Below are 22429 nucleotides of genomic sequence, written 5' to 3'. Positions count from 1 at the left end.
CATTGCTCCTTTATGCGGCGTATGCCCGCCGCTGCTCATCGACCGCCCGTAAAAGCTCAAGCAGTCCGTCTTCCGAAAGTGGTTTCTGGCGCAGGGCCTGCGCGATGTCGGCGATATCCTGCAGTCCGACATTGCCGGCAGCGCCCTTCATCGAATGCAGCAGGCGGTCGAGCATTTTGGCGTCGTCGCCGCGCATCGCCTGCGGAAGGTTGGAGAGGATCGCTGCTGCGTCGGCGAAGAAGGTGCTCAGAAGCTCGTCGAAGGTCTCCTGACCGAGGACATCGATGATCTCCTGCTGCCGCTGGTTGGCTGACGGGCGTTCGGAAGCGGGAGCTTCGCCCCCCGCCGCCCCGGCTGCGCCGTCCGGACTGAGGCAGTCGAGGACGCCCGCGAGCTGGCTCAACGTGACGGGCTTGGACTGGAAGGCCGTCATGCCCGCCTCGACGCATAGTCGCCTGTCGTCGTCGGAGGCGTTCGCCGTCATCGCTACGATAGGCATGCCGCGGAAATGACCGCCCATGGCCCTTATGTGGCGAGTCGCCTCGATGCCATCCATGTTCGGCATCTGCATGTCCATGAGAACGAGATCGAACGACTGTTTCGCGACCGCGTCGAGCGCTTCGAGACCGTCGTTTGCGATGGTGACGTCCTGACCAAGGTGGCGCAGGAAGCCAACAGCGACCTGCTGGTTGACCACGTTATCCTCGACGAGGAGGATTTTGTGTTTCGGTCTCGGACCCCGGGCGGCTGCGGATGTACAGTTGGTCGGTTTCGAAGCAGGTTCGGCAGGTTCGGCGGGGATTTCGAACCAGAAGGTGCTGCCTTCTCCCTTGCGGCTGGCCACACCGATCGACCCGCCGAGTGCGACGACGATCTCCTTGCATATCGTCAGACCGAGACCAGTGCCGCCATACTTCCTGCTGATCGTGGAGTCGACCTGCGAGAAGGGCTTGAACAGCTTCTCCTGGCCTTCCCGATCAATGCCGATCCCCGTGTCGCTGACCGCGAAGCGCAGGACTGGACGTCCGTCGGACTCGCCTGCGTTCATCTTGAGAACCACGGCTCCGTCCGATGTGAACTTGATCGCATTGCTGAGAAGATTGAGGACGACCTGCCGGACACGCGTCGCGTCGGTGAGAATGGTCTCCGAGTTCAGCCCATCGTCGATCTCTGAAATAAGTGTGTCTCCATGCTCCGCGGCGCGGTCTCGCATCATCTCGACGGTGCTGGCGACGAGCGCCTTGATGTCAGTCGGAGCGAGAGAGACGTCGATCTCCCCGTTCTCCATCTTTGCGAAGTCGAGGATTTCGTTGAGTATCTCCAGCAGCGACTGCCCGGAGCGTCTGATCGTCTGGATTCCCGCCCGAACCTGCTCCGGCGGATCGTCGAGTTCGAGAAGCTCGGCGGTACCAAGAACGGCGTTGAGCGGAGTGCGGACTTCATGACCCATCGTCGCCATGAACTGCGATTTGGCACGGTTTCCTGCCTCGGCACTCGCGTAGGCCTCTTTCAGCTCGCTGGCGATTGTTTCGAACGCGAGAGCGGCTGAACGGACCGAACGTAGTTGGCGTCGCAGGGTGATGACGAGGACGCCGACCGAGATGGCCAGCAGGGCCGTGACGACGCCTGACCGGATCTGGAGAACCTCCAAATCGTCCCTGGCATCTGCGCGTTCGGCGCTGACCTTATTGTTTATTTCCGTCAGCAGCTTTTCGGTGTCCCCTGCGAGCGGATCGAGATCCTTAGCAAATTCGCGGAGATGGTCCAGATCTATATCCTGCCCCTTCGCAACGGCATCGAACCATGGCGCCTTCGACATCACGATCGGCTCAATCTCTTCGACCAGAGCCTTGAGCTCGGGGCTCTCGTCGAGGCGCAGATCGAACTTCGCCCTCTTCAGAATTGCCATCCGGGAATAGAGGATGTCGTAGCGGGTCGAGAGCGCCTTTATGGACGGTGCGGACAAGTCGCCAGTCGCCGCCATGATGTCAGCCACTTCGTGGAGGCGGCGCGCTTCTCGGTCAAGCTGGTACACAGACCAGAGCGCGTTTTCGCGAACGCCGTCCTGAAGCGCTTCGTACTTTCCATAGATGCCCGAAAGAAGGTAGATCAGTCCGACCATCAGCAGCATCGCGAACGCCTGCAGGAAGGCGGTCGCCTTGCTGACGCGCCTGATGACGTCGCCGTTCTTTCGGGCAGCTTCGTCCATCATTCAGCCTCGATCGTCTTGATCTGCCAGACCGAACGGGAGAAATACTTCTCGTTGTAGAGCGACTTGTCCTCGTCGAACGGATAGATCAGGAAGAGCGGTCCCTTTTCGCGGACCGACATCGTCTGGCCGTCCATGCGGGTTGCCAGCATCGTGTCGATCTTGGCGTCGTCCGCCGGAACCTCCGCGGAATAGTCGTTCAAAGCGACGATCTTGAGCTTCTGCGGATGGGCGCCTGCAGCGTCGAGAACGGCGCGCAGCAGCGGACCGGAGAATTCGACCTTGCCCGTGGTCCACGGTGTCTCCATGGCGCCCTTGCGACCCTGCAGGGCTTCAAGCATGGCCAGATCGAACTGCGCGGCACTGCCCGCGTTCGGGTGGTCGAGTTTCCCGGTCACGGTCAGTACGACATCGCCTTTCGGCGCGTCGAGCGCGAACGAGCAGACAGGTGCAAGCATCGCGGCGGCAAGAGCCACCGAGCTCAGAAGAATGCGCATGATAGGATACCTTGAACTTGCCGGCGGTTCTCCTGCCGGACGCCAGAACGACATGCCAGACGGCCCGGTCCGATGACCCTTCACCGAGGCGGCGAGGTCAGAGCCGACATCATGTCAGCCTCGGCAATATTGCCCGGACACCCCAAATCTAGGGGCCAATCGTTCATGCAATATGAATCTAATGTAGCAGATTAGAACTTGAACCCAATTTTTGGGGTCGCCGCGGCGATCTAGGTAAACAACGGGTAACCGAATGGTGCTGGAGCAGCGGATTCATCGGTTGCGACTGACGATCCGCGGCGCTGGCTGGCTGCAGTCGCCGACAATCCGCGCCCGGGTGATCATACACGAGCCGCCGCAGATGTGGTTGGCTTCGGGGTCGAATTCCTTTTGGTCCGCTGCGGGAACTTCTACCCTTTACGTGGTCAGATCTTCGTCTTCAACAATCGGCCGCGGTTTGATGATGAACAACGAGCAATAGTCGGTTCCGAAAAATCGTCCAGGGCGGTCTCAACCATGCAGCGTGAGCTCTTGATTTCGATCAAGCGCTCAGGCGATCAGTCGGCGTCGGATGGCTTCGGCGATCGCCTGGGTGCGATTGACGGCGCCCAGCTTCTTAACCGCGGACTTGATGTAGCTGTTGACAGTCTCGACCTGATAGTTGGTGGTCTTCGCGATGCCTTCGCTGGTCAGCCCAAGGCTCGCCTGAGACAGGCAGGCGATCTCGCCCTTCGAGAGGCGCATGTGTTCGGCTGCAAACCGATCCATCAGCGGCTTGGTGACGGCAGTGTGAACGGCTTCCGAAACTAGCGAGAGGAAGGTGATCTCGTCCTCGTCAAAGGGAGTGTCACGCGTGTATCCGACCGCGCCATAGACAGTGTTATCGCGGAGGATCGGGATGATCGTCCGATTGTGGACCCCGAAGGTGCGCTGCAAGTAAAGCAGTCGCTGCGGTACCTCGTTCTCCGCATACACCTCGCTCTCAACAACGACCTTCGTCGATGACTTGGCAGCCAGCACGAAGGGGTCCACCTGCGGGAGCTTGTCACTCATGTAGGCCTCGATGAAGGCGGGAGGCAGATCCGTGTCGATCGAGAAGCCTTCTCCGAAGCGGTAGTGGTCGACGTCGATGCCGGAGATGAAGATGTAGTCAAACGGGACCGCCCTGCGAAGCCGGTCGATGAGATCGTTCTGGCCAAAATAGCGGTGCTTGGGCACGGAACGCAGATCGATATAATCGTCAAGTGCAGTCGGAGAAAGGACTGAAAGGGCGCTAACAGGCATCGTTGCGACTCGCGCGTAGATGAAGACACCCTAGTAATGGTGGTCGAAAGTTAAACAGACGTTAATTTGGGTAGCAGTCGTAGGTAAGCCCCCAAGAAATGCTGCGTCCCGAATCCTTCGCGCAACAGACCTCGACCCTCAATTCTGAAACGTAATCGCAAAAATAGACCCAGTTTCTGATGCCGACCGTCGCAGTTCGCCGCGGTGGATCTCGGCGATGCGCGCGATGATCTTCAACCCGATCCCGAGACTTTCGGCCCTCGCTTTTGCGGCAGATTGTTCGGCGGCTCCCGTCCGGCAATCTTCAACCTCGATAACATGAGGTCCGACACGGACGATGATATGAGATTGATCCGGCGTATGGCGAACGGCATTTTCGACCAGATTGCGGATGGCGTCGCGCAGCAGCGCCGGAATTCCTTGGATGATGGCCCTATCGCCGACTGCGATCAGCTCAACGGAATGCTGGTTCTCGTAAACCCAAGGTGCGACTTGCTCGACTGCAGATGCCGAAAGCGCGATGAGGTCGACATTTTCAAAGGCGCCGTGATCGAAGCTTTCGAGGCGGGCAAGCGTCGTTAGCTGGGACAAGAACCGCACGAGATCATCGAGGTCTGCCTCAACCATTCGCGCCCGCGGATGATCAATCCGGCCTAGTTCCAGCTTCATTGCTGCGAGTGGTGTACGGATTTCATGCGCGATCCCTGATGTCAGCGTTTTCTGCGACTTCATCAACTCCGCCACCCTATCGAAAGCCCGGTTCACGGCGACAACCGTGTTCCTCTTGTTCCCGGACAACATACAGGCGCTCGCAACGACGGTTGCCGGCGTTCTTGCCGTACTTGCACCTACCGTAGGACCGATAGTCGGTGGCTGGCTGACCGAGAGCTATTCCTGGCAATGGCTTTTTCTGATCAACGTCGTTCCCGGCATTCTTGCTGCCGGTGTGGCCGCCAGATCGCTTCCAAGCCAGCGTACTTCCTTTTCGCGATTGAGAGGTTTTGACGCTGCAGGACTGGCGGCGATGGCGACTGCTCTGATTTGTCTGGAAATCGGATTGAAGGAAGCGCCGACCAGTGGATGGCTTTCAATCACCGGTGGCGGGCTGTTTGTGGTCGCATCGATTTCCGCCGCGTTTTTCATCTGGCGGTCGCTCTGCACTTCCTCTCCCCTGGTAGACCTGCGAAATTTTCAGGATCGAAACTTTTTAGTCGGTTCGACACTGAGCTTCGTGCTCGGAATCGGACTATTTGGGTCCGTGTACATGATGCCCGTCTTTCTTGCCTTTGTCAGGGGACACAATGCCTTGGAGATCGGGATGACGATGCTGGTAACCGGTATCGCGCAGCTTTGCACTGCCCCGATTGCCGTCGCCCTGGAAAAACGAATAGATCCGCGGCTGCTTTCCGCTGCAGGCTTCACCCTCTTTGCCGTCGGGATCGGTATGAGCGCATGGCAGGATCCGACAACGGATTTTGATGCAATGTTCTGGCCTCAGGTTGTCAGAGGAGTTTCCATTATGTTCTGCCTCTTACCCCCTACACGTCTGGCGCTCGGTACTCTTTCAGCGGACCACGTCCCAGACGCCAGCGGACTGTTCAACCTCATGCGTAACCTTGGCGGCGCGATCGGTATCGCGCTGATCGACACCGTCATCTACACACGATCCGAACTGCTCGGGCAGAGAATCTGGAACGGTCTGGAGAAGGGAAACCTCGCCGTTGCGGAATACGTCGGGGTACCGACCGCGATAGTGGCGGGCCATCAGGGGTCTTTCGACGAACAAACGACGGCAACGCTCGACCCGCTCGTTCAAACCGCCGCGACGGTCAGAGCCCTCAACGAAGCTTGGGCAATGATTGCTGTGATGACTTTCCTCGCTATTTTGCTCATTCCCTTCGCGAGAAATGTTGCATCAAAGGCAGGCCGCCTTGAAAGCTCGAGGCACTTTTAGTGGGTTTGGTCAACGTGGTCTGCACTTGAGCGCCCGGATCACTCGGCGGAGGGAGGATCCTCTTCGACCTCGCTTTCGCCGCCCGTTGAGGCCCGGGTCAACTCTTAGTGGAGACGTATGGCCCGCCTTGTTCACAAGTAGAATTTTTAGATTCCTGTACAGACTGCTTTAACGTATTCGGTCTCACGGTTATGCCGTCGCCAAGATGGATATCCGCACGCCCGGAGCCTCAATAATCAACGCGGCTTCAATGAGCCATTTGGACTGTTGGCTTTCCGGACGCCGGTCAACTGTCAGGCCATCTATAGTCCTTCTCGCAAACATAATGGGCTGCGGGTTGGCACAGCCGATCTAATCACGCCGAAGTGGCACCGTATGGCCTGTTCGTACGGCCGGTCCTTTCGTAAGACAGCCCAGGCAATGCGGGCGAGCTTGTTCGCAAGCGCCACGATCACGACATTGCGGTGCATACCCCGAGCAAGCAGGCCTCGAAGCCATTGCCCGAGAGGGGTATCGCTCTGGCTGAGTGTCGGCATGGCCGCTGGCGCGCCATGTACAAGCAACGTTCGGAGGTAGACGTTTCCACGCTTTGTGACGCCCAGCAGACGAGGCTTGCCGCCGGTCGTAAATTGCCGTGGTACAAGTCCTAACCATGCGCCAAGGTCACGAGCACGATCAAAGCTGCTGGCATTTCCTATCGTGGCAATCAAAGCTGTGGCGTTCAGCACCCCGATTGCTGGGATGTCTGTTAGCCGTCGCGCTGCGGCATCCTTTCGTACCAGCGACAAAACTCTCCATTGAGAGCCGCAATCTTGGTATCAAGCATCTTCCATTCGCATCGAAGTTCACCGATCAGCCGGTGAACGCGTTCCGATAGGCTGCTGGTCTGCTCGTCTAAAAGCATGTCGAGCGCACTTTCAAATTTGCAACGGCCGGTGGCAAAGATCAGGCCACGCTCCAAGAGGATCGCGCGCATCTGATTGATCAGCGTCGTTCTTTCCGCAACGAGGCGGGATCGAACCCTATGTAACGACTGGATATCAAGCTGCTCTTCGCTTTTGAGGTCGACGATCCTCATCGTCGGACGCGACGCGGCTTCTGCTATGCCCCCCAATCCGGTCATCATTCTTCTGCGCCTTCACATAAGGTAGGACATATTCCGGCGACATCAGTCGGACCTCATGCCCTTGGGACACAAAAAGCCGCCCCAGGTGGTGAGCACCACAGCACGCCTCCATAGCAATGAGGCAAGTCGGTATCTTGCCGACAAAATCAATGAGCGTCTGCCGCCGCATCGTTCGCCTGGTAGTCACCGCACCTTTCTCATCAACGCCGACAACGCTGCAGCTATTCTTATCGATATCGATACCCAAAATTGAAATGGTCATGGATCGGCTCCTCTTCCTTCAATGACGGATCATCATACTTGATGTCCTCGGAAGGGCGGGCCATCCCATAATCAACAGTCAGCGGTAACGGTTTAAAATCGACCAGATGGAAAAATGTTCGTGCCAGCGTTATTGGGCCAGCTGGGCACCATCGTACAAGCGCAAGAAGCCTGAGAAGACTTCTTGCGCTTGTTTGCCGATTACATCTTCGGCAGAAGTACCTTGTCGACAACGTGAATGACGCCGTTCGACTGTTTGACATCTGCTATAGTGACGTGGGCGACGTCGCCGTTCTCATCGGTCAACGTGATTTTGCCCTTCATCTGCGTGGCCTTGATGATGCAACCACCGACCGTGGTGATGTCGTGTTCACCGCCATCGTCCTTGATCATCTTTTTAACAGTCATCGACATGGCATCGGCAGCAACGACGTGGCACGTCAGGATCTTGGTGAGCTTTGCCTTGTTCTCGGGCTTGAGCAGCATCTCCACCGTACCTCTCGGAAGCGCCGCGAAGGCTTCGTTCGTAGGTGCGAACACCGTGAACGGCCCTTTGCCCTCAAGCGTATCGACAAGACCGGCAGCCTTGACTGCGGCGACCAGTGTGGTGTGGTCTTTTGAATTGACTGCGTTTTCGATGATGTTTTTTGAAGGATACATTGCTGCCCCTCCCACCATCGGGTCTTTCGCATGGGCGGCAAATGCGATGAACGAAACAGCGGCCGCGGCAACGGCTGTCCGCAGGGTCGACTTGAACATGGTCTCTCTCCTGTGATCAGGAGGCGGCCATGCCCCATGCATGCCAACTCTCTCGATCAGGAGTATTTACGAGTGTCGTTCAGACTAAGTTTCACAGACGAAGGACTTTTCAACCAGTCCATTCCGCCACTTTGACCCGCCGCTCCCCGAACCTTCTACAGCTGTCACAAAAAAGCGTAGTGACCGCCCTTCTCTAGCGCGCGTTGGTACGGGTGCCGGCTATGGATCCTGTCAAGCCATGCGATCGTCGCCGGCCTTTTACTGCCCAACCAATTACCTGATCTGGCCGCTTCCAGAGGGAAGCTCATCATAATATCGGCAGCCGTAAATTGGGCTCCTGCGAACCATGGTCTAGAAGAAAGCTGAGCCTCGACATAGTCGAGATGGACGTCTAGCAAGGGTTGAACCCTTTTGACGGTCTTCCGGCCCAGCAGCGGAACTTGTGATAGCACAAGAAGCGCAAACAACACCGGCATCACTGAGCCTTCGGCGTAGTGAAGGAACTCCCGATATTTCAGCACTTCGCCGGAGCAGCTCGATGGACCAAGTTTTCCACCTGCTTTACTCACCAAATACTCGCAGATGGCACCGCTCTCTACGACAATAACCTTCTGACCATCGCTGTCCGTGTCTTCGATAATCGGCGACTTACCGAGGGGATGAATCTTCTGCAACTCGGCTGGCGCAAACATGGTGGGACGGCGCTTATAAAAACAAATTTCGTATTCGAGCTCGAGTTCGTCAAGCATCCATAGGACACGTTGAGACCGACTGTTATTGAGATGATTAACTTTTAGCACGCCAATTTCCTATGGATTGATGGCTGGGGGGCCTTATGTCAAGGCAGCTTAGGTGCCGCTCGATTGACGACAAACAAGAGAGCGTCGAAGCGTTTTCCCACGGAAACCCACATCAATCTGCACCGTCGTCTGCGATACGCTTCTCCACAGCCCTGGAGGCGGCAATCAGATCAACGTTGCGGCCGGCGACCTTTTCGATGGCAGCCACGGCGAGATCGCTTGCGACATAATCCGATTTGTGACCGAGGTTATGGACGACGATCAGTTGCGCCCCCCTAATGTCGCGGGCAAGATGTACGGCATGCACTTCCGGAGAGACGATCTCGTCCCTGTCTCCCGTGATAATGACCGTCGGTGCTCTGATCGTGTGGTAAGCCTTGCTGGCTGCTACTGCCCAGACGCTCAGCGCCGCGATTTCTCGCGCATTATGTCTGAACGCAGCGGGCGCGAGAGCGCCAAGCGCCCGCGTTTTCGAAATATAGTCGGCAGGTCGCCGGTTCGGAGCAAACACCGCTTTCGTCGCACGATCGATCAAGAGAATTCCGAGAGGTGGAACGATAAATGTGCTGAACAAGGCCCCGGTGATGGGAGACCGCGCAGCAGCGTAATACCAGGCCACACCACCCTTCCATGGATAGACTGCAGGGGACAGAAATACGAGCCCCGCGACCTTATCCGGATGTCTGACAGCCATGGCAGCGGCGATCGCGCCACCGAAGGAATGTCCGACGATAATTGCCTTGTGAATCCCGCGCTTGTCCATCAGTGTTGCGATCGCGTCCGCCTGTCCGTCTGGCAACAGGTTTTCCGGTCCCCCGGCATCTGAGTTTCCATGCCCTGGGCGATCGACAAATAATAGCGTCGCCCTGCCCTCTAGCTTGGCGCGGAACGATAGCAATGGGTCATAGAGCCTTGTGCTGGCGCCATGGATGAAGACGATCGGTGGCAGGTTGGCATTCTTCGCGCGCAGCAAGACACTGTTTAGCCAGAAGCCTCCGACGTCAACGCGCATGGCAGAATTTGAGCTATCGCTCGCCTTGGCTGTCGAGAAACCAATGATGATGAAAACGATCAGAAATGCTATCGCGGTCGGAGCACGCAGCATGAAGACCAGCATCGCCTTGTACCTTAAGTCGATATTTCGATTGCAGCAGTTGGCTTTTGCAACTTCGTCAAGTGCGATCAAGGCCGGCGCGCCGATCCGCTAGCAACGACTGGACCCGTCGGCAGACCGGTTGGCGATCCCCCCAAGGGTTCCAGACTGACAGCAAGCGTCGCGCCTTCGCCGATGCCAGCCCGCAGATCAGCCGGGATCACCATCTCTCCACTTTCCCCCTGCTGGAAGACGCCGAGCGATTTTGGTTTACCACTGCCCGGCACCAGCCACAGCTGCAACGACTTGTCCGCGCTTTCGCTGGCGACAGGAATGATTTGCAGATGTCCGTTCGACGGATCAAACGATGTGTGCAACGTGATTGGATTTCCCGGCGCGGAGAGTTCGGCGACGAGGCGATCGCTCTGACGAATGGTAGATTGTGTTACCGAGATGTAGCCGATTGCGGCAATTGCAGCGGCTGAGGCCGCGACAGAAAATCCTCTCCAGAACCCGATCGATTCCCAGAGCCCGGCTCGCTTCGCTTCGCTTTGAGCCTGCCCGAAGAGGCGGCGCTCGATGTTCTCGAACACTGCCGATCGAGGCTGCTGTTCCTCGTAGTCCTCGTTGAAGGATCCGAGGTTCAATTGCCAGCGCTCGACCAGAATGGCGAAGGCCCGGTCCGACACCATACGAGCCTCGACCCGCCGGCGTGCGGCGAGTGATAGAACGCCGAGGACATATTCACCGGCGAGGATCTCATCCTGCTCTCGCCGACCCATGCCGGCGCCGTCATCTTGATCACTCGACGTCATCGTTGCATGCACTCCCGCAATTTCAGCAGGCTGCGCCGCAGCCAGGTACGCACCGTATTGAGCGGCACGCGAAGCTCTTCGGCAAGTTCCAGATAGCTGAGGCCTTCGACATAGGCTTGTCTCACTGACCGGGCATGAGTTTCGTCGAGTTCCCCCATGCAGGCATCAATGCGTCTGCCTTCGTCAGAAAGCAACACCCACTGTTCCGGTGACGGCGTTGTGTCGTCGGTAATGTCGAACGCTTCGTCGATATCTTCAGCGACTGGCTTACGGGCGCGGATCGTATCGATCGCATGGTTTCTCGCGATGGCGGCCATCCAGGTCGACGGCGCCCCGGCGCCGGTCGCGTATGACTTCGCCTTCTGCCAAATCTTGATATAGATTTCCTGCAGGGCTTCCTCGGCATCCGATTTGTCCTTGAGGATGCGAAGGCAGATCGCGAACAATCTGGGGCTTGTCGCACGATAGAGCTCGGTATATGCGCTTCGGTCGCCAAGCGCGACACGATTGATCAATTCTGCGATGTCTGTTTTATGCATTCGGTGGGACCTCGGCGCTTGACCTTTATAGAGACCACGACTCTCGAAAGGCAAGATCGCTCGATTGCAATTGGCGACCGACGGCATATTGCTGGAAATCAAAATCGACCTGGACGCAGTCGTGTTGATCATCGGCTCTGATTCCAAGACCTTCTTCCACCGGCGAAACGGTCACTGATCCAACAGCCCGCTCCCGCAGCAAACGCGGAAAGGAATGTTCCCCAGCAGAGATCGGCGATTGTCAGCGCTATCGACCAGTTCTTGAGGGTAGCCTGATTTGTCAGATCATAGGTGGCATAAGCCGTGAAGCCGAGGACTGCGCCGTAGAGAACGGCCGTGCGCCATGACCCCAACAGGAGGCCCGGGCGCACCGCGAGAAATACGAGCCCGGCAGCATAAACCAGGTAGAAGGCGATAGCCGGCGCCAGCCGCGCGTCCTGTATCAGCATGTCCCCCATGACGGGTTTGTAGAGACGATCCGCCATGTTCGTGAGCCATATGGCGTCCACGCCGACGAGGGCGATCAGCGTCGAGAGATAGGCGACGGCATAGGCTTTCACGGCAACCTCCCTATCGCAACATCAATTGATGCGCGTCCACTCGACGCCCTTGCACAGGAGGCCGGCAACCACGCAGCCTTTGGTCGTCATCCGGTCGCCATCGACTGTCACGGTCAGCTTGTAGGTCAAGTCGCGCTGCGGGTCGAAGGCGGTTCCGGAATAGGTGCCATTCGACGCCGGCTTGATGGACATGACAAGCTTGTCGCCCTCCTTTTCGCTTGGCGTTCCCGGCTTGATCCATGTGTTCACGGCGCAGATATCAGATCCGCAGGGGCCGATCCTGACCTTTGCGTTTCCGTCACTGCGCGCCCATTGGCCATCGAGATCGGCAGCGGCGGCCGTCCCGGCGATGCCGAAGGCGAAGGCGGCGACCATACTGATGCCGATTCCGATTCTAATCATGCCATCTCTCCTCGTCTGACCGCTCTCATTCATGATCCGGCTCGATCGTGTAGAGCCCGACATTGATGGTTCCCTCCTCAAAGCCGGCCTCGCAATAGCAAAGGTAATAGTGCCAGAGACGCCGAAACCGTTCGTCGAAGCCAAGTTCTGCAATCACCGGCCAGCGTGCTTCAAATCGTGCGCGCCATTCGGCCAGTGTCCGCGCATAGGATCGTCCGAAATGATCGGTCGCGGTGATCTTGAGCCCCGCAGCTCTCACGGATGCCGAAAGCACGCTGTCGGACGGCAGGAAGCCTCCGGGAAAGATGTATTTCTGAATGAAATCGGTGGTGTTGCGATATGTGGCAAAGCGCTGTTCTTCGATGGAAATGATCTGGAGAACGGCTCGACCGCCCGGTTTCAGGCAGCGTTTGAGCGTATCGAAGTAGCTCGGCCAATAGGCCTCGCCGACCGCCTCGAACATTTCGATCGAGACGATGCGGTCGAATTGGCCGTCGATGTCGCGATAATCCTTAAGGCTCAGATCGATCTTGTCGGATACGTCGGAGATCTCGACGGCATGCCGTGCCCAGTCGAGCTGGGAAGGGGACAGGGTGATGCCCGTCACGCTCGCATCAGATTTTTCCGCCAGATGAAGCGCCAGGGCGCCCCAACCGAAGCCGATTTCCAATATGCTTTCCCCACCCGAAAGATCGAGTTTTTCAGCGATCGTTTCGAGCTTCTTCTGCTGCGCTGCCTCGAGCGTCGGGGTCGTCATGTCGAAGATCGCCGAGGAATAGAGCATCGATGGGTCGAGCCATTCCTTGTAGAACGCGTTGCCGAGATCGTAATGGGCCTCGATATTGCGGCGGCTGCCACGTTTCGTGTTGGCGTTCAGCAGATGCTTGACCCGGTTGAGCAGGCGCATCGGCAAGCCGCCCTCTATTGCCGGCGCCAATGCCTCGCTGTTCCTGGCGGCAAAGCGGATGACCGCGGTCAGATCGGGGGTCGTCCAGTCGCCGTCGATAAAGCTTTCGGCAAAGCCGATGTCGCCGGCGGCGACGACCCGCCGCAGCATCCGCCAGCGGCAGATGGTGATCGAGGCTTCGGGACCATGATGCCGTCCGCGCTTCTCGATGATCTGGCCGGCGGGCAGAACGAGCCGCAATCGGCCGTAGGCGATCGTCCCGAACAGACGGTCGATGATTTTTCCAGCCCAGCCGAACCGCCCCGAATCCTCAGAGAGGTCGATGGGCGCACGGGAAGATTCGTCAAGCGAGCTCATAGGCGTTACCATTTCGTTTGATCGGTGATTGAAGGCGCTTCGTCATGCCATGACTTCCAGCTCTCCAGAGTGTACAAGAGTCTCGAGCCTCGGCTTGCGCACAATGCGGGCGCTGTCCTGCTCCACCTGCCAGGGTCTGCGCATCCCGCTGAGGTCTTCGGCAGCCGCAAGGCCCGCCTGGATGCCGTCTTCGTGAAAGCCCGATCCAAAATGAGCACCGCAGAACCAGGTATTGCGCACCCCTTGCAGCGACCAGATTTCCTGCTGGGCCCGATCGGTCCCGAGATCGAAAACCGGATGTTCGTAGACCTCTCGACGGATGACAGCGTCACCGCGGGGTTCGTTACGGGGATTGAGTGTGACGAAGGTCGGCGGCGCGTCGCCCAAGGGCTGAAGCCTGTTCATCCAATAGGTGATCGACGGATGAACGGGTCCGAGGCCGCGCGTGTCGGCAACGTAGTTCCAGCTTGACCACGCGGCTCGTCTTTTCGGCATCAGCGCGGTATCGCTGTGGAGCACAGCCTCGTTGCGGCAATAGCGGAAAGCGCCAAGGATGCGTCGTTCCTCATCGCTCGCATCAGCCAGCATTCGCAGCGCTTGATCAGCATGGGTTGCGATGACGACATCGTCGAACATATGCCCGCCGCCATGCGCATCGATTAGCTCGACATGGTCCGCCGCACGACGGATCGTCTTTATCGGCGTCGAAAGCCTGATGCTATCGGAGAATTTGGCCGTCATCCGCGTCACATATTCGCGGCTTCCTCCGCGCACCGTGCGCCAGATTGGCCGGTTCCATAGTTCGAGCAGGCCATGGTTGCGGCAGAATTTCACGAAATTGGCGGCGGAATAGGCGCCGACCTGCATGGCAGGCGTTGACCAGATGGCCGCCGCCATCGGGTAGAGATGGTCATCCCGGAAGGCCTGGCTGTAACCGCCTCGCCTGAGGTAGTCGTCGAGAGACAGCCTGCCCATGCTGGGCAAATCGCGCGGAGCTTCGCGATAGAACCGCAAGATGTCGCGCATCATCGACCAGAAGCGCGGCCTGAGCAGGTTGGATTTCTGCGCGAAGAGCCCGAGGCCGGTGCCGCCGGAATATTCGTAAGCACCGTCGTTCAACGAGAACGCAAATGACATGTCCGAGGGAGCTGTTGGGACCTCAAGTGTACGAAACAGTGCGCTCAGATTGGGATATGTTACCTCGTTGTAGACAATAAAGCCCGTATCGACCGAAATCCGGCGGCCGGCGCTTTCGAACTGAACAGTGTTGCTGTGCCCCCCTAGCCGATCGGCAGCCTCGAAAAGCGTCACGTCATGACGGTTCGACAGAAGCCAGGCCGCGGAGAGCCCGGAAATACCGCTGCCGATCACGGCGACGTTCAGGCGCCGGCCGCCTGCATTGCGATCTATGTAAGCCACGCACGACCTCTCTTGATGATGACAATCACCGGCCTCTCTCAAGAGCATGTACGGGAGAATAGGCTGACCAGTTTCAGGCAACCGTGTTTTTTCGAGTTTTTATTGGGAAGCTTGCGAAACTACCTGGCCACTTTCACCGTAAAGGTGTTCAGGCGGGCAGGTCGCGCGCCCGAACACGAGCGGATGACGAAACGTGGTTCTTACCATCATCATTGCAGTCTGGCTGTCTCTGGTCATGGCCGGCGCCTGGGGCGTACAGCGCGCGACGGGTGCGAGCGGATGGATCGACACCATATGGTCTTTCGCGGTCGGGTCCGGCGGCATCCTCGCGGCGGCCTTCTGCGATGGCATGCCCGAACGCCGTTGGTCCGCCGCAATTGTCGTCGCCCTCTGGGCCCTCCGGCTGGCCGGCCACATCGGCGCGCGCACCAGAGGCAATGGTGAGGATCCGCGCTATGCCAAGCTGATCGAGGAATGGGGAAAGGATGCCGGCCGGCGGTTGTTCCTCTTCCTGCAGATCCAGGCCGTTGCGGCCTTTGTCCTCGTTCTTGCTGTCTATATTGCGGCAATGCGCGCCGCCGCTTTTCCGCGCCTTGTCGACCTCATCGCGATGTCGGTCGCGATCCTGGCGCTGATCGGCGAGGCTGTTTCCGACGCCCAGCTCGGCCGCTACCGAAAAACACCGCAGGCAAAGACCGAAATCTGCGAGATCGGCCTCTGGCGTTACTCGCGTCATCCCAACTACTTCTTCGAGTGGCTCTTCTGGTGCAGCTGGCCAGTCATGGCGATTTACTCATCGGGATGGAGCTGGTTGTCGCTGCTCGCTCCGCTGATGATGTACTGGCTGCTTGTGCATGTTTCGGGAATTCCGCCTCTCGAAGAGCACATGCTGCGTTCGCGCGGCGAGAAATTTCGCGCGCTGCAAGGCCGCGTCAACGCCTTTTTCCCCGGACCCCGCAAATCCCTCACTTCCGATCAAGGACACCTGCCATGAACATGCTGGCCTTCGCCATCAATACCGCCGAGCGCGCGCCGCTGACCGATACCATGACGCTCGCCGGCATAGACTTCCTCTGCGGCCGCAACAAACGCCGATTGGCGACCACCCCGGCAGACAGCGAAGCCGCATTCGCGGCGGCAATGTCGCGGTTTCCGATTGCCACGCATACGAAGGAGGCGAACCGGCAGCACTATGAGGTTCCCGCCGAATTCTTCGCGCTGACGCTTGGAAGCCGCCGCAAATACTCCTGCTGCCTCTACCCGAGCGAAACAACGACGCTCGATCAGGCGGAGGCGCATGCGCTGGCGGAAACGGTCAGCCACGCTGCGATCGAGGACGGCATGAGCATTCTTGAACTTGGCTGCGGCTGGGGATCGCTCTCCCTGTTTCTCGCCCAGCAGTTCCCCAATTCGCGGATCACCTCCGTTTCGAACTCGGCCTCGCAGCGGGCCTACATAATGGATCTTGCCGCAAGGCGCGGATTGACGAACCTGTCGGTCGTCACCGCCGATATGAATGATTTCTCGACAGGCGAGCGCTACGATCGCGTCGTCTCCGTCGAGATGTTCGAGCATATGTCGAACTGGCGGGCGCTGCTCGAACATGTTCGCGGCTGGTTGAAGCCGGACGGCAGGCTGTTTCTGCATGTCTTCACGCATAAGGATCGTTCTTACCGTTTCGATCATGACGATCCCGCCGACTGGATCGCGCATCATTTTTTCACCGGCGGCATCATGCCCGCCCACGACCTGCCGCATCGCTTCGGCGATCTTTTCCAGGTGGAGCAGGAATGGCGCTGGTCGGGCTCCCACTATCGCCGCACGGCGCTCGACTGGCTTGAAAATTTCGATAGCGAGATCGACCGGATCCGACCGATTTTTGCGCAGGTCTACGGCAAGGATGCCACGCTGTGGCAGCGTCGCTGGCGGTTGTTCTTCCTGGCGACGGCCGGCCTGTTCGGCCACGACGGCGGCGATGTTTGGGGCGTGGGACACTATCTGATGGCGCCCAGTTCCTGATGTCGGCGGCACCGAACGCGCCGGATCCGCTCACGCAAGCGACTGCCACGGTCGCCTGGGTAATCTTTGCCAACAAGCCGATCTACCCGCTTTATGTCTGGTATCTGGTCGGCAACGGGGTCACGGCCTCGCTCGGCACGCTGGCAGCGGCCCCCTTTTTCCTGGCGATACCATTCGTCGCTAGGCGGTCGGGTCTGGCAGCGCGGATCATGCTGCCGGTCGTCGGCACGCTCGATACGCTGTTCGAGACCAAGCTGCTCGGGCCAGGCTCGGGAACGCAGTTGTTTTTCACTGCCTGCATCATGCTGGCGGGCGTCTCGTTTCGTCCGGACGAGAAATGGTGGCAACGAAGCGTTGCGATCATCGTCTTCGCATCTTTCGCATTCTCCCGGTTTTACCTGGGAGCGCCGCTGCATAGCTGGAGTACGGACGATCTTGCCGTTCTTCTCAATTTGAACAGCTTCGCCTTGGCATGTCTGCTGACCTTCATCGCGCTTCGCTTTGCCGGTCAGGACCGGAGATAGATATCAGTGCCGGTACGGCGGTCTTCCAAGGATGGACTGTAGGAAACGAGGTATATGAACATGCGGTACAGACTGAAATATGCTTCCGTTGCAGCGCTTGTTTTTTCGTCGTTTTTTCTGGCGACGAGCGCGCTTGCTGCGCCCAAGGTTGTCGCGCCCAAGGTTGTCGCAGTCGGGCAGGATCATTATCAAGGGACCTGGCTGGAAATCGCCAGGCGCCCGATGTGGCTGACGAATGGTTGCGTCGCGGGCTATTCGACCTACAAACGCGGCAAGGTGCCGGGCGAGATCGCCGTCGAGGACGGATGTCGGGTCGGATCGCCGACAGGGCGCTTGAAGACGGTGCAAGGCGTGGGTCGGATTCTCGATCTCGGCGGCGCCAATGCGAAAATGCGCGTCCACTACGCTTGGCTCATCAATTTCAACTATTGGGTCCTGTACCAGTCACCTGACAGGTCCTGGTTCATCAGCGCCGATCCCGACATGACCAATCTATGGATCTACGCGAGAGCCGTTCCCTCGAAGACGAAGCTGAAGCGGATGGTTCGCAAGGCAGGCGAGCTCGGCTACGACGTTCGTAAGCTTGAATTTCCGGCGCAATAACAATGAACCCTGCACATCGCCGGCACAATTCTGGCCAGCTGTGCCCGGCAGATCATCCTTGCCTCCAAAGAAGCGCCACGCCGACGATCAAGTTCCCGTGATCGCTGAAACTGCAATGGCCTGCGTCTCGTAGATCAGAACATGCAGGGAGGATAATCACATGGATTCGCTTATCAGGCTGAACATGATGGACAGGCAATATCGCGGGTCGACCACGGCTGCGGAATGGGGCCTGCCTGTTGTCATCGAACTTGGCGGTCATAGAAATTTCCTGAGCATTACCAGCGCGCTGGAAGCCGCAAGTTGTCTCCTCGACGATTGGCCATTCGATGGCAGCGAAGCCATGGAACATGCTCTGGAAGTTTGCTTCGCGGCGTGCAAGGGCCGCGCGCAGCCTGAGAAGGCACGGGATGCCTTCTTGCAGGCGGTGAGCGAGGCGAAACTCTACGTCAGGCCGCATTTCGGCGGGCATTAAATGGCGTGACAATCTCAAGGGGATCCCTGATCTCCTTCTGTCTTGCTCTTGAGCAGATATGAACCTGTGACCCGCTACGAACTTTGGCCTAGCGAACGACCAGCGACGCTGGTTGGTGATTGTGTGCTGCTGAATGAACGTTGCCGATTGGCGAAGCGACTGAGACAAGAAGCATCGGTTGCCGTGGGGCTTACCTGATTTCGACTGAAATGCTCCATACTTTGTCAAAGGTCCCGTCTTATGTGCGCTCGCCCTCGGCACTGGTGCCGAGTGAAACGGAACAGCAGCATGTCGAACAGGATCTTTCACTATCTTGGATAGCATAACTCGCCTGTTCGTAGGAGCCGGTCTGCTTGAGGAAATGAGTTGCCAGGATATCCCGCAGATTATGTGGGCCGTGCGGCAGCAGTCCTTTGATGGCACCTGCCGCAGGACAAGCCTGCCTTGGCTGCCTGCATTCTGAGAATCAGGTATGGGAAGCTGCATAGTTCTCTCCCTATACCTTGATGGATATAGCACTTAGTGCTATATAAACCGATGTCAGACAGAGTGTTCAAAACAGCATGGTTCGCCAAGGCGGCAAAGAAGGCGCGCATTTCCGACAAGGCTTTGTCGGCGGCAATCCGCCAAGCGGCACTTGGACAGGCCGACGATCTTGGTGGTGGTGTCTTCAAGAAGCGTCTCAACGATAACATGCATCGTTCAATCGTTCTGGCCAAGGCAGGCGAGTTCTGGGTGTTCGCCTATCTCTTCGCGAAGAAGGATCGGGCGAACATCGATGACGACGAGCTTCAAGCATTCCGAAAGCTCGCTGACCTCTACCGCCGCAAGACGAAAACTGATCTCGAGGCGGAACTCGAGGCCGGCACCCTTTTGGAGATAAACCATGGCGACTAATCGCAAGTTCAAGAGCGATGCCTTCGAGGCAATCCACAGTGCTGTTGAAGGCATGTATTCGGCGGGGACCATCGATAAGGAAACGATGCGGACATTCGATGAAGATTGTCTTGTGGTCCCACCTGACCTGACGCCGGATGAGATCAAGGCTTTGCGTGAGAAGAACCACGTCAGCCAGCCGGTCTTCGCCCGCTATCTGAACACCAGTCAGTCGACAGTGCAAAAGTGGGAAACCGGCGCCAAACGGCCTAGCGGACCCGCGCTGAAGCTACTTTCGCTTGTGCAGAAACACGGACTTCAGATGTTAGCGTAACCGGAGCTCCGGTCCCTCGCGAGTTCGATTTCGTCATTTTCGCCTTGAAAGGATCTGAACCGCAGACCTGTAATTCACCTTTCAAAATCGCAAGCCTACATACGGTCAACGGACGTAAGCTCTGAATTCAAAATTCCTTATAACCTAGAGATTTGGACCTGCAGGGATTTATAACGCTCGGATTGCTCGCGCCACCAGGTCGCTAGCCTGCGTTTTCAGCTCTGACACGCATCGCGTTTTCGATCAGTATCTCGTCGCTTAAGACGATTGTTTCCGGGTTACCCAGTTGGCTATAACGGATCGTATCCGACTTTGCGATTGCAGCAAGGACCAGCTGGCGGGTGGCGCTGACGTCAAGTTCACGCACTACGGCCAGTCGCTCGATCAGCTTGTCAAACCAGCTAGGGTCGAGGCCGTTGATTTCAGTATTGGCTTTGCCTTGTAGTTCGTCGTATATATCGGTGCCCGGCTCTCCTGCAAGCTCGATGATAATCTCCGTCGCCAGCGACATGCGCAGCATACCGCTGACAATCTCAGTCCAGGTTATCGCTCTCTGGTAGGCCTTCACGGCGACGGGTGCAAACTCGGCCAAACGATGCATAAGCCTGGCGATGAGAATGGCGGAGCGTCGTCCATCAACCGGAAGGAATGTGGCAAGGACCGTTCGTGCCCCAAGTGCGATAAATCCATTCGCGACAGTCGCGTGGCTCGAAGCGTCGATACCGTGGGTGTCGCAGGCGCTAAGTATGACGATCGGCGGGCATTTTACTTTCCCGCGAAGGCTCCAAACGTCGAGGGACTGATCTCCAATCTCAAGCTTGCCGACGGGCTTTTTGTCATTTGACGAGCCATGACCATCGAAGATTAGAATTGCACCTTCGAAAGCGTTGAGCGCAGCTTCCAGTTCCTCGACGCTGGAGACCCTGACATGCACAAGCTCAAGATTCGGCCACGCGTCGCGGATGAGACCAATCGAGTTCGAAAGCATATTTCGAAGAGGGTCGTCTGGAGCAAACGACGAAACAACCAAAACTTGGCGCAATTCTGAATGCGTGACGAACATCGGCTCTAAAAACAGAAGCTGGCCCATCATCACGTTTCCCGGCGTTACCGGGATGCGAGAGCAGTCCCTGCGAAATGACAGGGGAAGGTCATCGATCGGAAGCCATTCCAAGGGCGCGTCAGAGACGATCTTCAGCGGGCCGCTGGTGCTCCTAATAAAGCCTATTCTGTCCTGGCCGACGGCTGCCGTCAGCTGCCTCTGAACTTCCGCGAAGAGCCGTGGCGCCTTACGGCGAGCCGTTGGACTTTCGGCTCGCACGTTCCGAGCATATTCGGAAAGAGCTGCGTAGACGTGGTTGACCGCAGGGGTCAATCTCACCACAGGCGTCGTCGTCTGCGCGGCCAGGAGCCCAACAGCGAAAGTTTGTGTGCGCAGTTCGTCCGAGCGAATACGGGATATAAGTGCCGCTTCTTTCGACGTTTCGAAAAATTCCCTATCGTCCTTTCCGTGGGTGGGGCTCAGCCCCCTTTGTTTCTGGAAATAGCGGAGAGCCCGACGAACGGCGCGCCCCGCAGGGCCGCTCGCGTGAACGCGGTCATACAGGCCGCGGAAGAAGGCTGGTTCGAACAGTATCGCGCCGCTCGTTGCAGCGCTCAGTGCGAATACGTCATGAAATCCAACCGCTCGACGGAATTTCAGAATCGCAGAGGCGCTTTCGAGAATTGCGTCCGTATAATCCTTCTCCACAGCGGACGCGAAGGGAACAGATGGCTTTAGAGTGTAGCCGACACGGGCCATCGCCATGTGGTTAGGAATCGTAACGTTGTGACCTTTGACCTCGTAATCTTCGAGTATGGTCTGAGGCCATTCCCAGGAAACGTCCGCGCGAGCAACGATTTGTGTCTGTTCCCTGCTCAAGTTCCTGGCAGCGCCTCGCAGTTTTCTCAAACAATAGTCGCGCAAGAGTTCCAAGCGAAAATCCTCCGCGAAAATGCCAAGGCCTTTATACTGGCTTATGTGAAACGCTGAGAATCCTGTCTTAGCGCGCCACGCCTCAATGCGCTCAGCAACTTGCTCGTCTCCTGCTCCGGAAAAGACGACACAGCAGATGGGTAGCTGATCTTCGGACAGTGTCTCCAGCGCCGAAATATCGAGGGGATACCACACAAGTTGCCGCCCTCCGGCGATACGCTGGACCGCTATATCGGCCGGATTTCGCGTTCGTTCCTCGATGTCAGCAGGCATCATCGGAAGCCCTCGCATTGCCCAATGCAAATGCACCCAACTTTGCCCGAACCCTTGAAACGGCGAAATGTCAGCTGGCGACTCGTAGTCGCCTAGGATTAGGAAGTAGTAGATGCGGAGGGGGTCGGGCCACTTGATTGAACCCACATAGTTGGTATTTCGCGACGATATCATGCTATCGACCCTGAGACATTGTTCGAATTTCACATCGCCATGACGTTCAAGGCAATAGCTTCTTATGCTGGGGCGTCTGCGCTCCACCAGGATTGCGGGTGGTCCTTCTGATCCCAACTCAGGAACTATTAAGGAAATTGTTTTGTTGCGCCAGGGAGAGCCGCCTGGCGAGAACCTTCTCCACCTCCTGCTGG

The 22429-nt window shown here is 57.8% G+C and carries 20 protein-coding genes and 3 pseudogenes; 8 read left to right on the top strand and 15 right to left on the bottom strand.

What is annotated here, in order from left to right; translation table 11 throughout:
* Positions 1–10: 10 nt before the first annotated feature.
* The 4 genes and pseudogenes from HGP17_RS09705 to HGP17_RS09690 all read right to left on the bottom strand — a co-directional run.
* On the bottom strand, positions 11–2212 hold the full coding sequence (locus HGP17_RS09705; protein WP_168808367.1) for an ATP-binding protein: 2202 nt from the start codon (positions 2210–2212) through the stop codon (positions 11–13).
* Positions 2209–2706 carry a molybdopterin-dependent oxidoreductase gene (locus HGP17_RS09700; RefSeq protein ID WP_168808365.1) on the bottom strand — a complete coding sequence of 166 codons (498 nt, stop codon included), beginning with the start codon at positions 2704–2706 and terminating at the stop codon, positions 2209–2211. The genes HGP17_RS09705 and HGP17_RS09700 overlap by 4 nt, the downstream gene beginning before the upstream one ends.
* A 549-nt stretch (positions 2707–3255) precedes the next feature.
* Positions 3256–3990 carry a LuxR family transcriptional regulator gene (locus tag HGP17_RS09695; RefSeq protein ID WP_168808363.1) on the bottom strand — a complete coding sequence of 245 codons (735 nt, stop codon included), beginning with the start codon at positions 3988–3990 and terminating at the stop codon, positions 3256–3258.
* 138 nt (positions 3991–4128) lie between these two features.
* Positions 4129–4761, bottom strand: a pseudogene (locus HGP17_RS09690) (ATP-binding protein); the annotation flags it as partial.
* Here HGP17_RS09690 and HGP17_RS09685 point away from each other — a divergent pair.
* Positions 4751–5944, top strand: a pseudogene (locus HGP17_RS09685) (DHA2 family efflux MFS transporter permease subunit); the annotation flags it as partial. The pseudogenes HGP17_RS09690 and HGP17_RS09685 overlap by 11 nt on opposite strands.
* Before the next feature lie 302 nt (positions 5945–6246).
* Here HGP17_RS09685 and HGP17_RS09680 read toward each other — a convergent pair.
* The 10 genes and pseudogenes from HGP17_RS09680 to HGP17_RS09635 all read right to left on the bottom strand — a co-directional run bounded on the left by HGP17_RS09680 (position 6247) and on the right by HGP17_RS09635 (position 14982).
* Positions 6247–7332 (bottom strand): annotated as a pseudogene (locus HGP17_RS09680) (IS110 family transposase).
* A 200-nt stretch (positions 7333–7532) separates the two neighbouring features.
* Positions 7533–8090, bottom strand: a complete 558-nt coding sequence (locus tag HGP17_RS09675; protein ID WP_168808359.1) for a fasciclin domain-containing protein — start codon at positions 8088–8090, stop codon at positions 7533–7535.
* 164 nt (positions 8091–8254) lie between these two features.
* A complete protein-coding gene (locus tag HGP17_RS09670) occupies positions 8255–8890 on the bottom strand; it encodes a glutathione S-transferase (RefSeq protein ID WP_168808358.1) in 636 nt (211 codons plus the stop codon).
* 112 nt (positions 8891–9002) lie between these two features.
* On the bottom strand, positions 9003–9947 hold the full coding sequence (locus tag HGP17_RS09665) for an alpha/beta hydrolase (protein WP_348648923.1): 945 nt from the start codon (positions 9945–9947) through the stop codon (positions 9003–9005).
* 125 nt (positions 9948–10072) lie between these two features.
* On the bottom strand, positions 10073–10798 hold the full coding sequence (locus HGP17_RS09660; RefSeq protein ID WP_168808354.1) for an anti-sigma factor: 726 nt from the start codon (positions 10796–10798) through the stop codon (positions 10073–10075).
* A complete protein-coding gene (locus HGP17_RS09655; protein WP_168808352.1) occupies positions 10795–11337 on the bottom strand; it encodes a sigma-70 family RNA polymerase sigma factor in 543 nt (180 codons plus the stop codon). Before HGP17_RS09655 ends, HGP17_RS09660 begins: the two co-directional genes overlap by 4 nt.
* A gap of 128 nt (positions 11338–11465) precedes the next feature.
* Positions 11466–11897: a DUF2177 family protein gene (locus HGP17_RS09650; RefSeq protein WP_168808350.1), complete on the bottom strand. Its 432-nt coding sequence runs from the start codon at positions 11895–11897 to the stop codon at positions 11466–11468.
* Between the two features lie 21 nt (positions 11898–11918).
* Positions 11919–12272, bottom strand: a complete 354-nt coding sequence (locus HGP17_RS09645) for a DUF2147 domain-containing protein (protein ID WP_168809088.1) — start codon at positions 12270–12272, stop codon at positions 11919–11921.
* A 52-nt stretch (positions 12273–12324) separates the two neighbouring features.
* Positions 12325–13563, bottom strand: coding sequence for a cyclopropane-fatty-acyl-phospholipid synthase family protein (locus HGP17_RS09640; RefSeq protein ID WP_168808348.1), 1239 nt, complete (start codon positions 13561–13563; stop codon positions 12325–12327).
* A 42-nt stretch (positions 13564–13605) separates the two neighbouring features.
* Positions 13606–14982, bottom strand: a complete 1377-nt coding sequence (locus tag HGP17_RS09635) for an NAD(P)/FAD-dependent oxidoreductase (RefSeq protein ID WP_348648907.1) — start codon at positions 14980–14982, stop codon at positions 13606–13608.
* Between the two features lie 235 nt (positions 14983–15217).
* Between HGP17_RS09635 and HGP17_RS09630 the strand changes: the two genes are divergently transcribed.
* From HGP17_RS09630 to HGP17_RS09600, 7 genes are all read left to right on the top strand, one after another.
* Positions 15218–15976, top strand: a complete 759-nt coding sequence (locus tag HGP17_RS09630; protein ID WP_168809084.1) for a DUF1295 domain-containing protein — start codon at positions 15218–15220, stop codon at positions 15974–15976.
* Positions 15973–17001, top strand: coding sequence for a cyclopropane-fatty-acyl-phospholipid synthase family protein (locus HGP17_RS09625; RefSeq protein WP_168808346.1), 1029 nt, complete (start codon positions 15973–15975; stop codon positions 16999–17001). Before HGP17_RS09630 ends, HGP17_RS09625 begins: the two co-directional genes overlap by 4 nt.
* A complete protein-coding gene (locus HGP17_RS09620; protein WP_168808344.1) occupies positions 17001–17525 on the top strand; it encodes a hypothetical protein in 525 nt (174 codons plus the stop codon). Before HGP17_RS09625 ends, HGP17_RS09620 begins: the two co-directional genes overlap by 1 nt.
* 60 nt (positions 17526–17585) lie before the next feature.
* Complete coding sequence (locus tag HGP17_RS09615; RefSeq protein WP_168809082.1) at positions 17586–18128, top strand: lipocalin family protein; 543 nt, start codon at positions 17586–17588, stop codon at positions 18126–18128.
* 160 nt (positions 18129–18288) lie between these two features.
* Entirely contained in the window at positions 18289–18603 is a 315-nt protein-coding gene (locus HGP17_RS09610) for a DUF982 domain-containing protein (RefSeq protein ID WP_168808342.1), read from the top strand.
* A 537-nt stretch (positions 18604–19140) separates the two neighbouring features.
* The gene (locus tag HGP17_RS09605; RefSeq protein ID WP_168808340.1) at positions 19141–19500 is read left to right on the top strand and encodes a type II toxin-antitoxin system RelE/ParE family toxin; all 360 of its coding nucleotides are present in this window, start codon (positions 19141–19143) and stop codon (positions 19498–19500) included.
* The gene (locus HGP17_RS09600) at positions 19490–19813 is read left to right on the top strand and encodes a DNA-binding transcriptional regulator (RefSeq protein ID WP_168808338.1); all 324 of its coding nucleotides are present in this window, start codon (positions 19490–19492) and stop codon (positions 19811–19813) included. Before HGP17_RS09605 ends, HGP17_RS09600 begins: the two co-directional genes overlap by 11 nt.
* 202 nt (positions 19814–20015) lie before the next feature.
* Here the strand turns inward: HGP17_RS09600 and HGP17_RS09595 are convergent, their stop codons facing one another.
* Positions 20016–22064, bottom strand: coding sequence for a CHAT domain-containing protein (locus tag HGP17_RS09595; protein WP_246704008.1), 2049 nt, complete (start codon positions 22062–22064; stop codon positions 20016–20018).
* Positions 22065–22429 lie beyond the last annotated feature (365 nt).

This window comes from Rhizobium sp. P38BS-XIX (genome assembly GCF_012641435.1).
GTDB lineage: Bacteria > Pseudomonadota > Alphaproteobacteria > Rhizobiales > Rhizobiaceae > Rhizobium.
This window is presented reverse-complemented; position numbering and strand designations above follow the sequence as displayed.

What these genes read in the sequence shown, in the direction of transcription:
- HGP17_RS09705 (WP_168808367.1), bottom strand. Translation starts at nt 2,212, where the DNA reads ATGATGGACGAAGCTGCCCGAAAGAACGGCGACGTCATCAGGCGCGTC.
- HGP17_RS09700 (WP_168808365.1), bottom strand. Translation starts at nt 2,706, where the DNA reads ATGCGCATTCTTCTGAGCTCGGTGGCTCTTGCCGCCGCGATGCTTGCA.
- HGP17_RS09695 (WP_168808363.1), bottom strand. Translation starts at nt 3,990, where the DNA reads ATGCCTGTTAGCGCCCTTTCAGTCCTTTCTCCGACTGCACTTGACGAT.
- HGP17_RS09675 (WP_168808359.1), bottom strand. Translation starts at nt 8,090, where the DNA reads ATGTTCAAGTCGACCCTGCGGACAGCCGTTGCCGCGGCCGCTGTTTCG.
- HGP17_RS09660 (WP_168808354.1), bottom strand. Translation starts at nt 10,798, where the DNA reads ATGACGTCGAGTGATCAAGATGACGGCGCCGGCATGGGTCGGCGAGAG.
- HGP17_RS09655 (WP_168808352.1), bottom strand. Translation starts at nt 11,337, where the DNA reads ATGCATAAAACAGACATCGCAGAATTGATCAATCGTGTCGCGCTTGGC.
- HGP17_RS09645 (WP_168809088.1), bottom strand. Translation starts at nt 12,272, where the DNA reads ATGGTCGCCGCCTTCGCCTTCGGCATCGCCGGGACGGCCGCCGCTGCC.
- HGP17_RS09640 (WP_168808348.1), bottom strand. Translation starts at nt 13,563, where the DNA reads ATGAGCTCGCTTGACGAATCTTCCCGTGCGCCCATCGACCTCTCTGAG.
- HGP17_RS09630 (WP_168809084.1), top strand. Translation starts at nt 15,218, where the DNA reads ATGGCCGGCGCCTGGGGCGTACAGCGCGCGACGGGTGCGAGCGGATGG.
- HGP17_RS09625 (WP_168808346.1), top strand. Translation starts at nt 15,973, where the DNA reads ATGAACATGCTGGCCTTCGCCATCAATACCGCCGAGCGCGCGCCGCTG.
- HGP17_RS09620 (WP_168808344.1), top strand. Translation starts at nt 17,001, where the DNA reads ATGTCGGCGGCACCGAACGCGCCGGATCCGCTCACGCAAGCGACTGCC.
- HGP17_RS09615 (WP_168809082.1), top strand. Translation starts at nt 17,586, where the DNA reads ATGCGGTACAGACTGAAATATGCTTCCGTTGCAGCGCTTGTTTTTTCG.
- HGP17_RS09610 (WP_168808342.1), top strand. Translation starts at nt 18,289, where the DNA reads ATGGATTCGCTTATCAGGCTGAACATGATGGACAGGCAATATCGCGGG.
- HGP17_RS09605 (WP_168808340.1), top strand. Translation starts at nt 19,141, where the DNA reads ATGTCAGACAGAGTGTTCAAAACAGCATGGTTCGCCAAGGCGGCAAAG.
- HGP17_RS09600 (WP_168808338.1), top strand. Translation starts at nt 19,490, where the DNA reads ATGGCGACTAATCGCAAGTTCAAGAGCGATGCCTTCGAGGCAATCCAC.
- HGP17_RS09595 (WP_246704008.1), bottom strand. Translation starts at nt 22,064, where the DNA reads ATGATGCCTGCTGACATCGAGGAACGAACGCGAAATCCGGCCGATATA.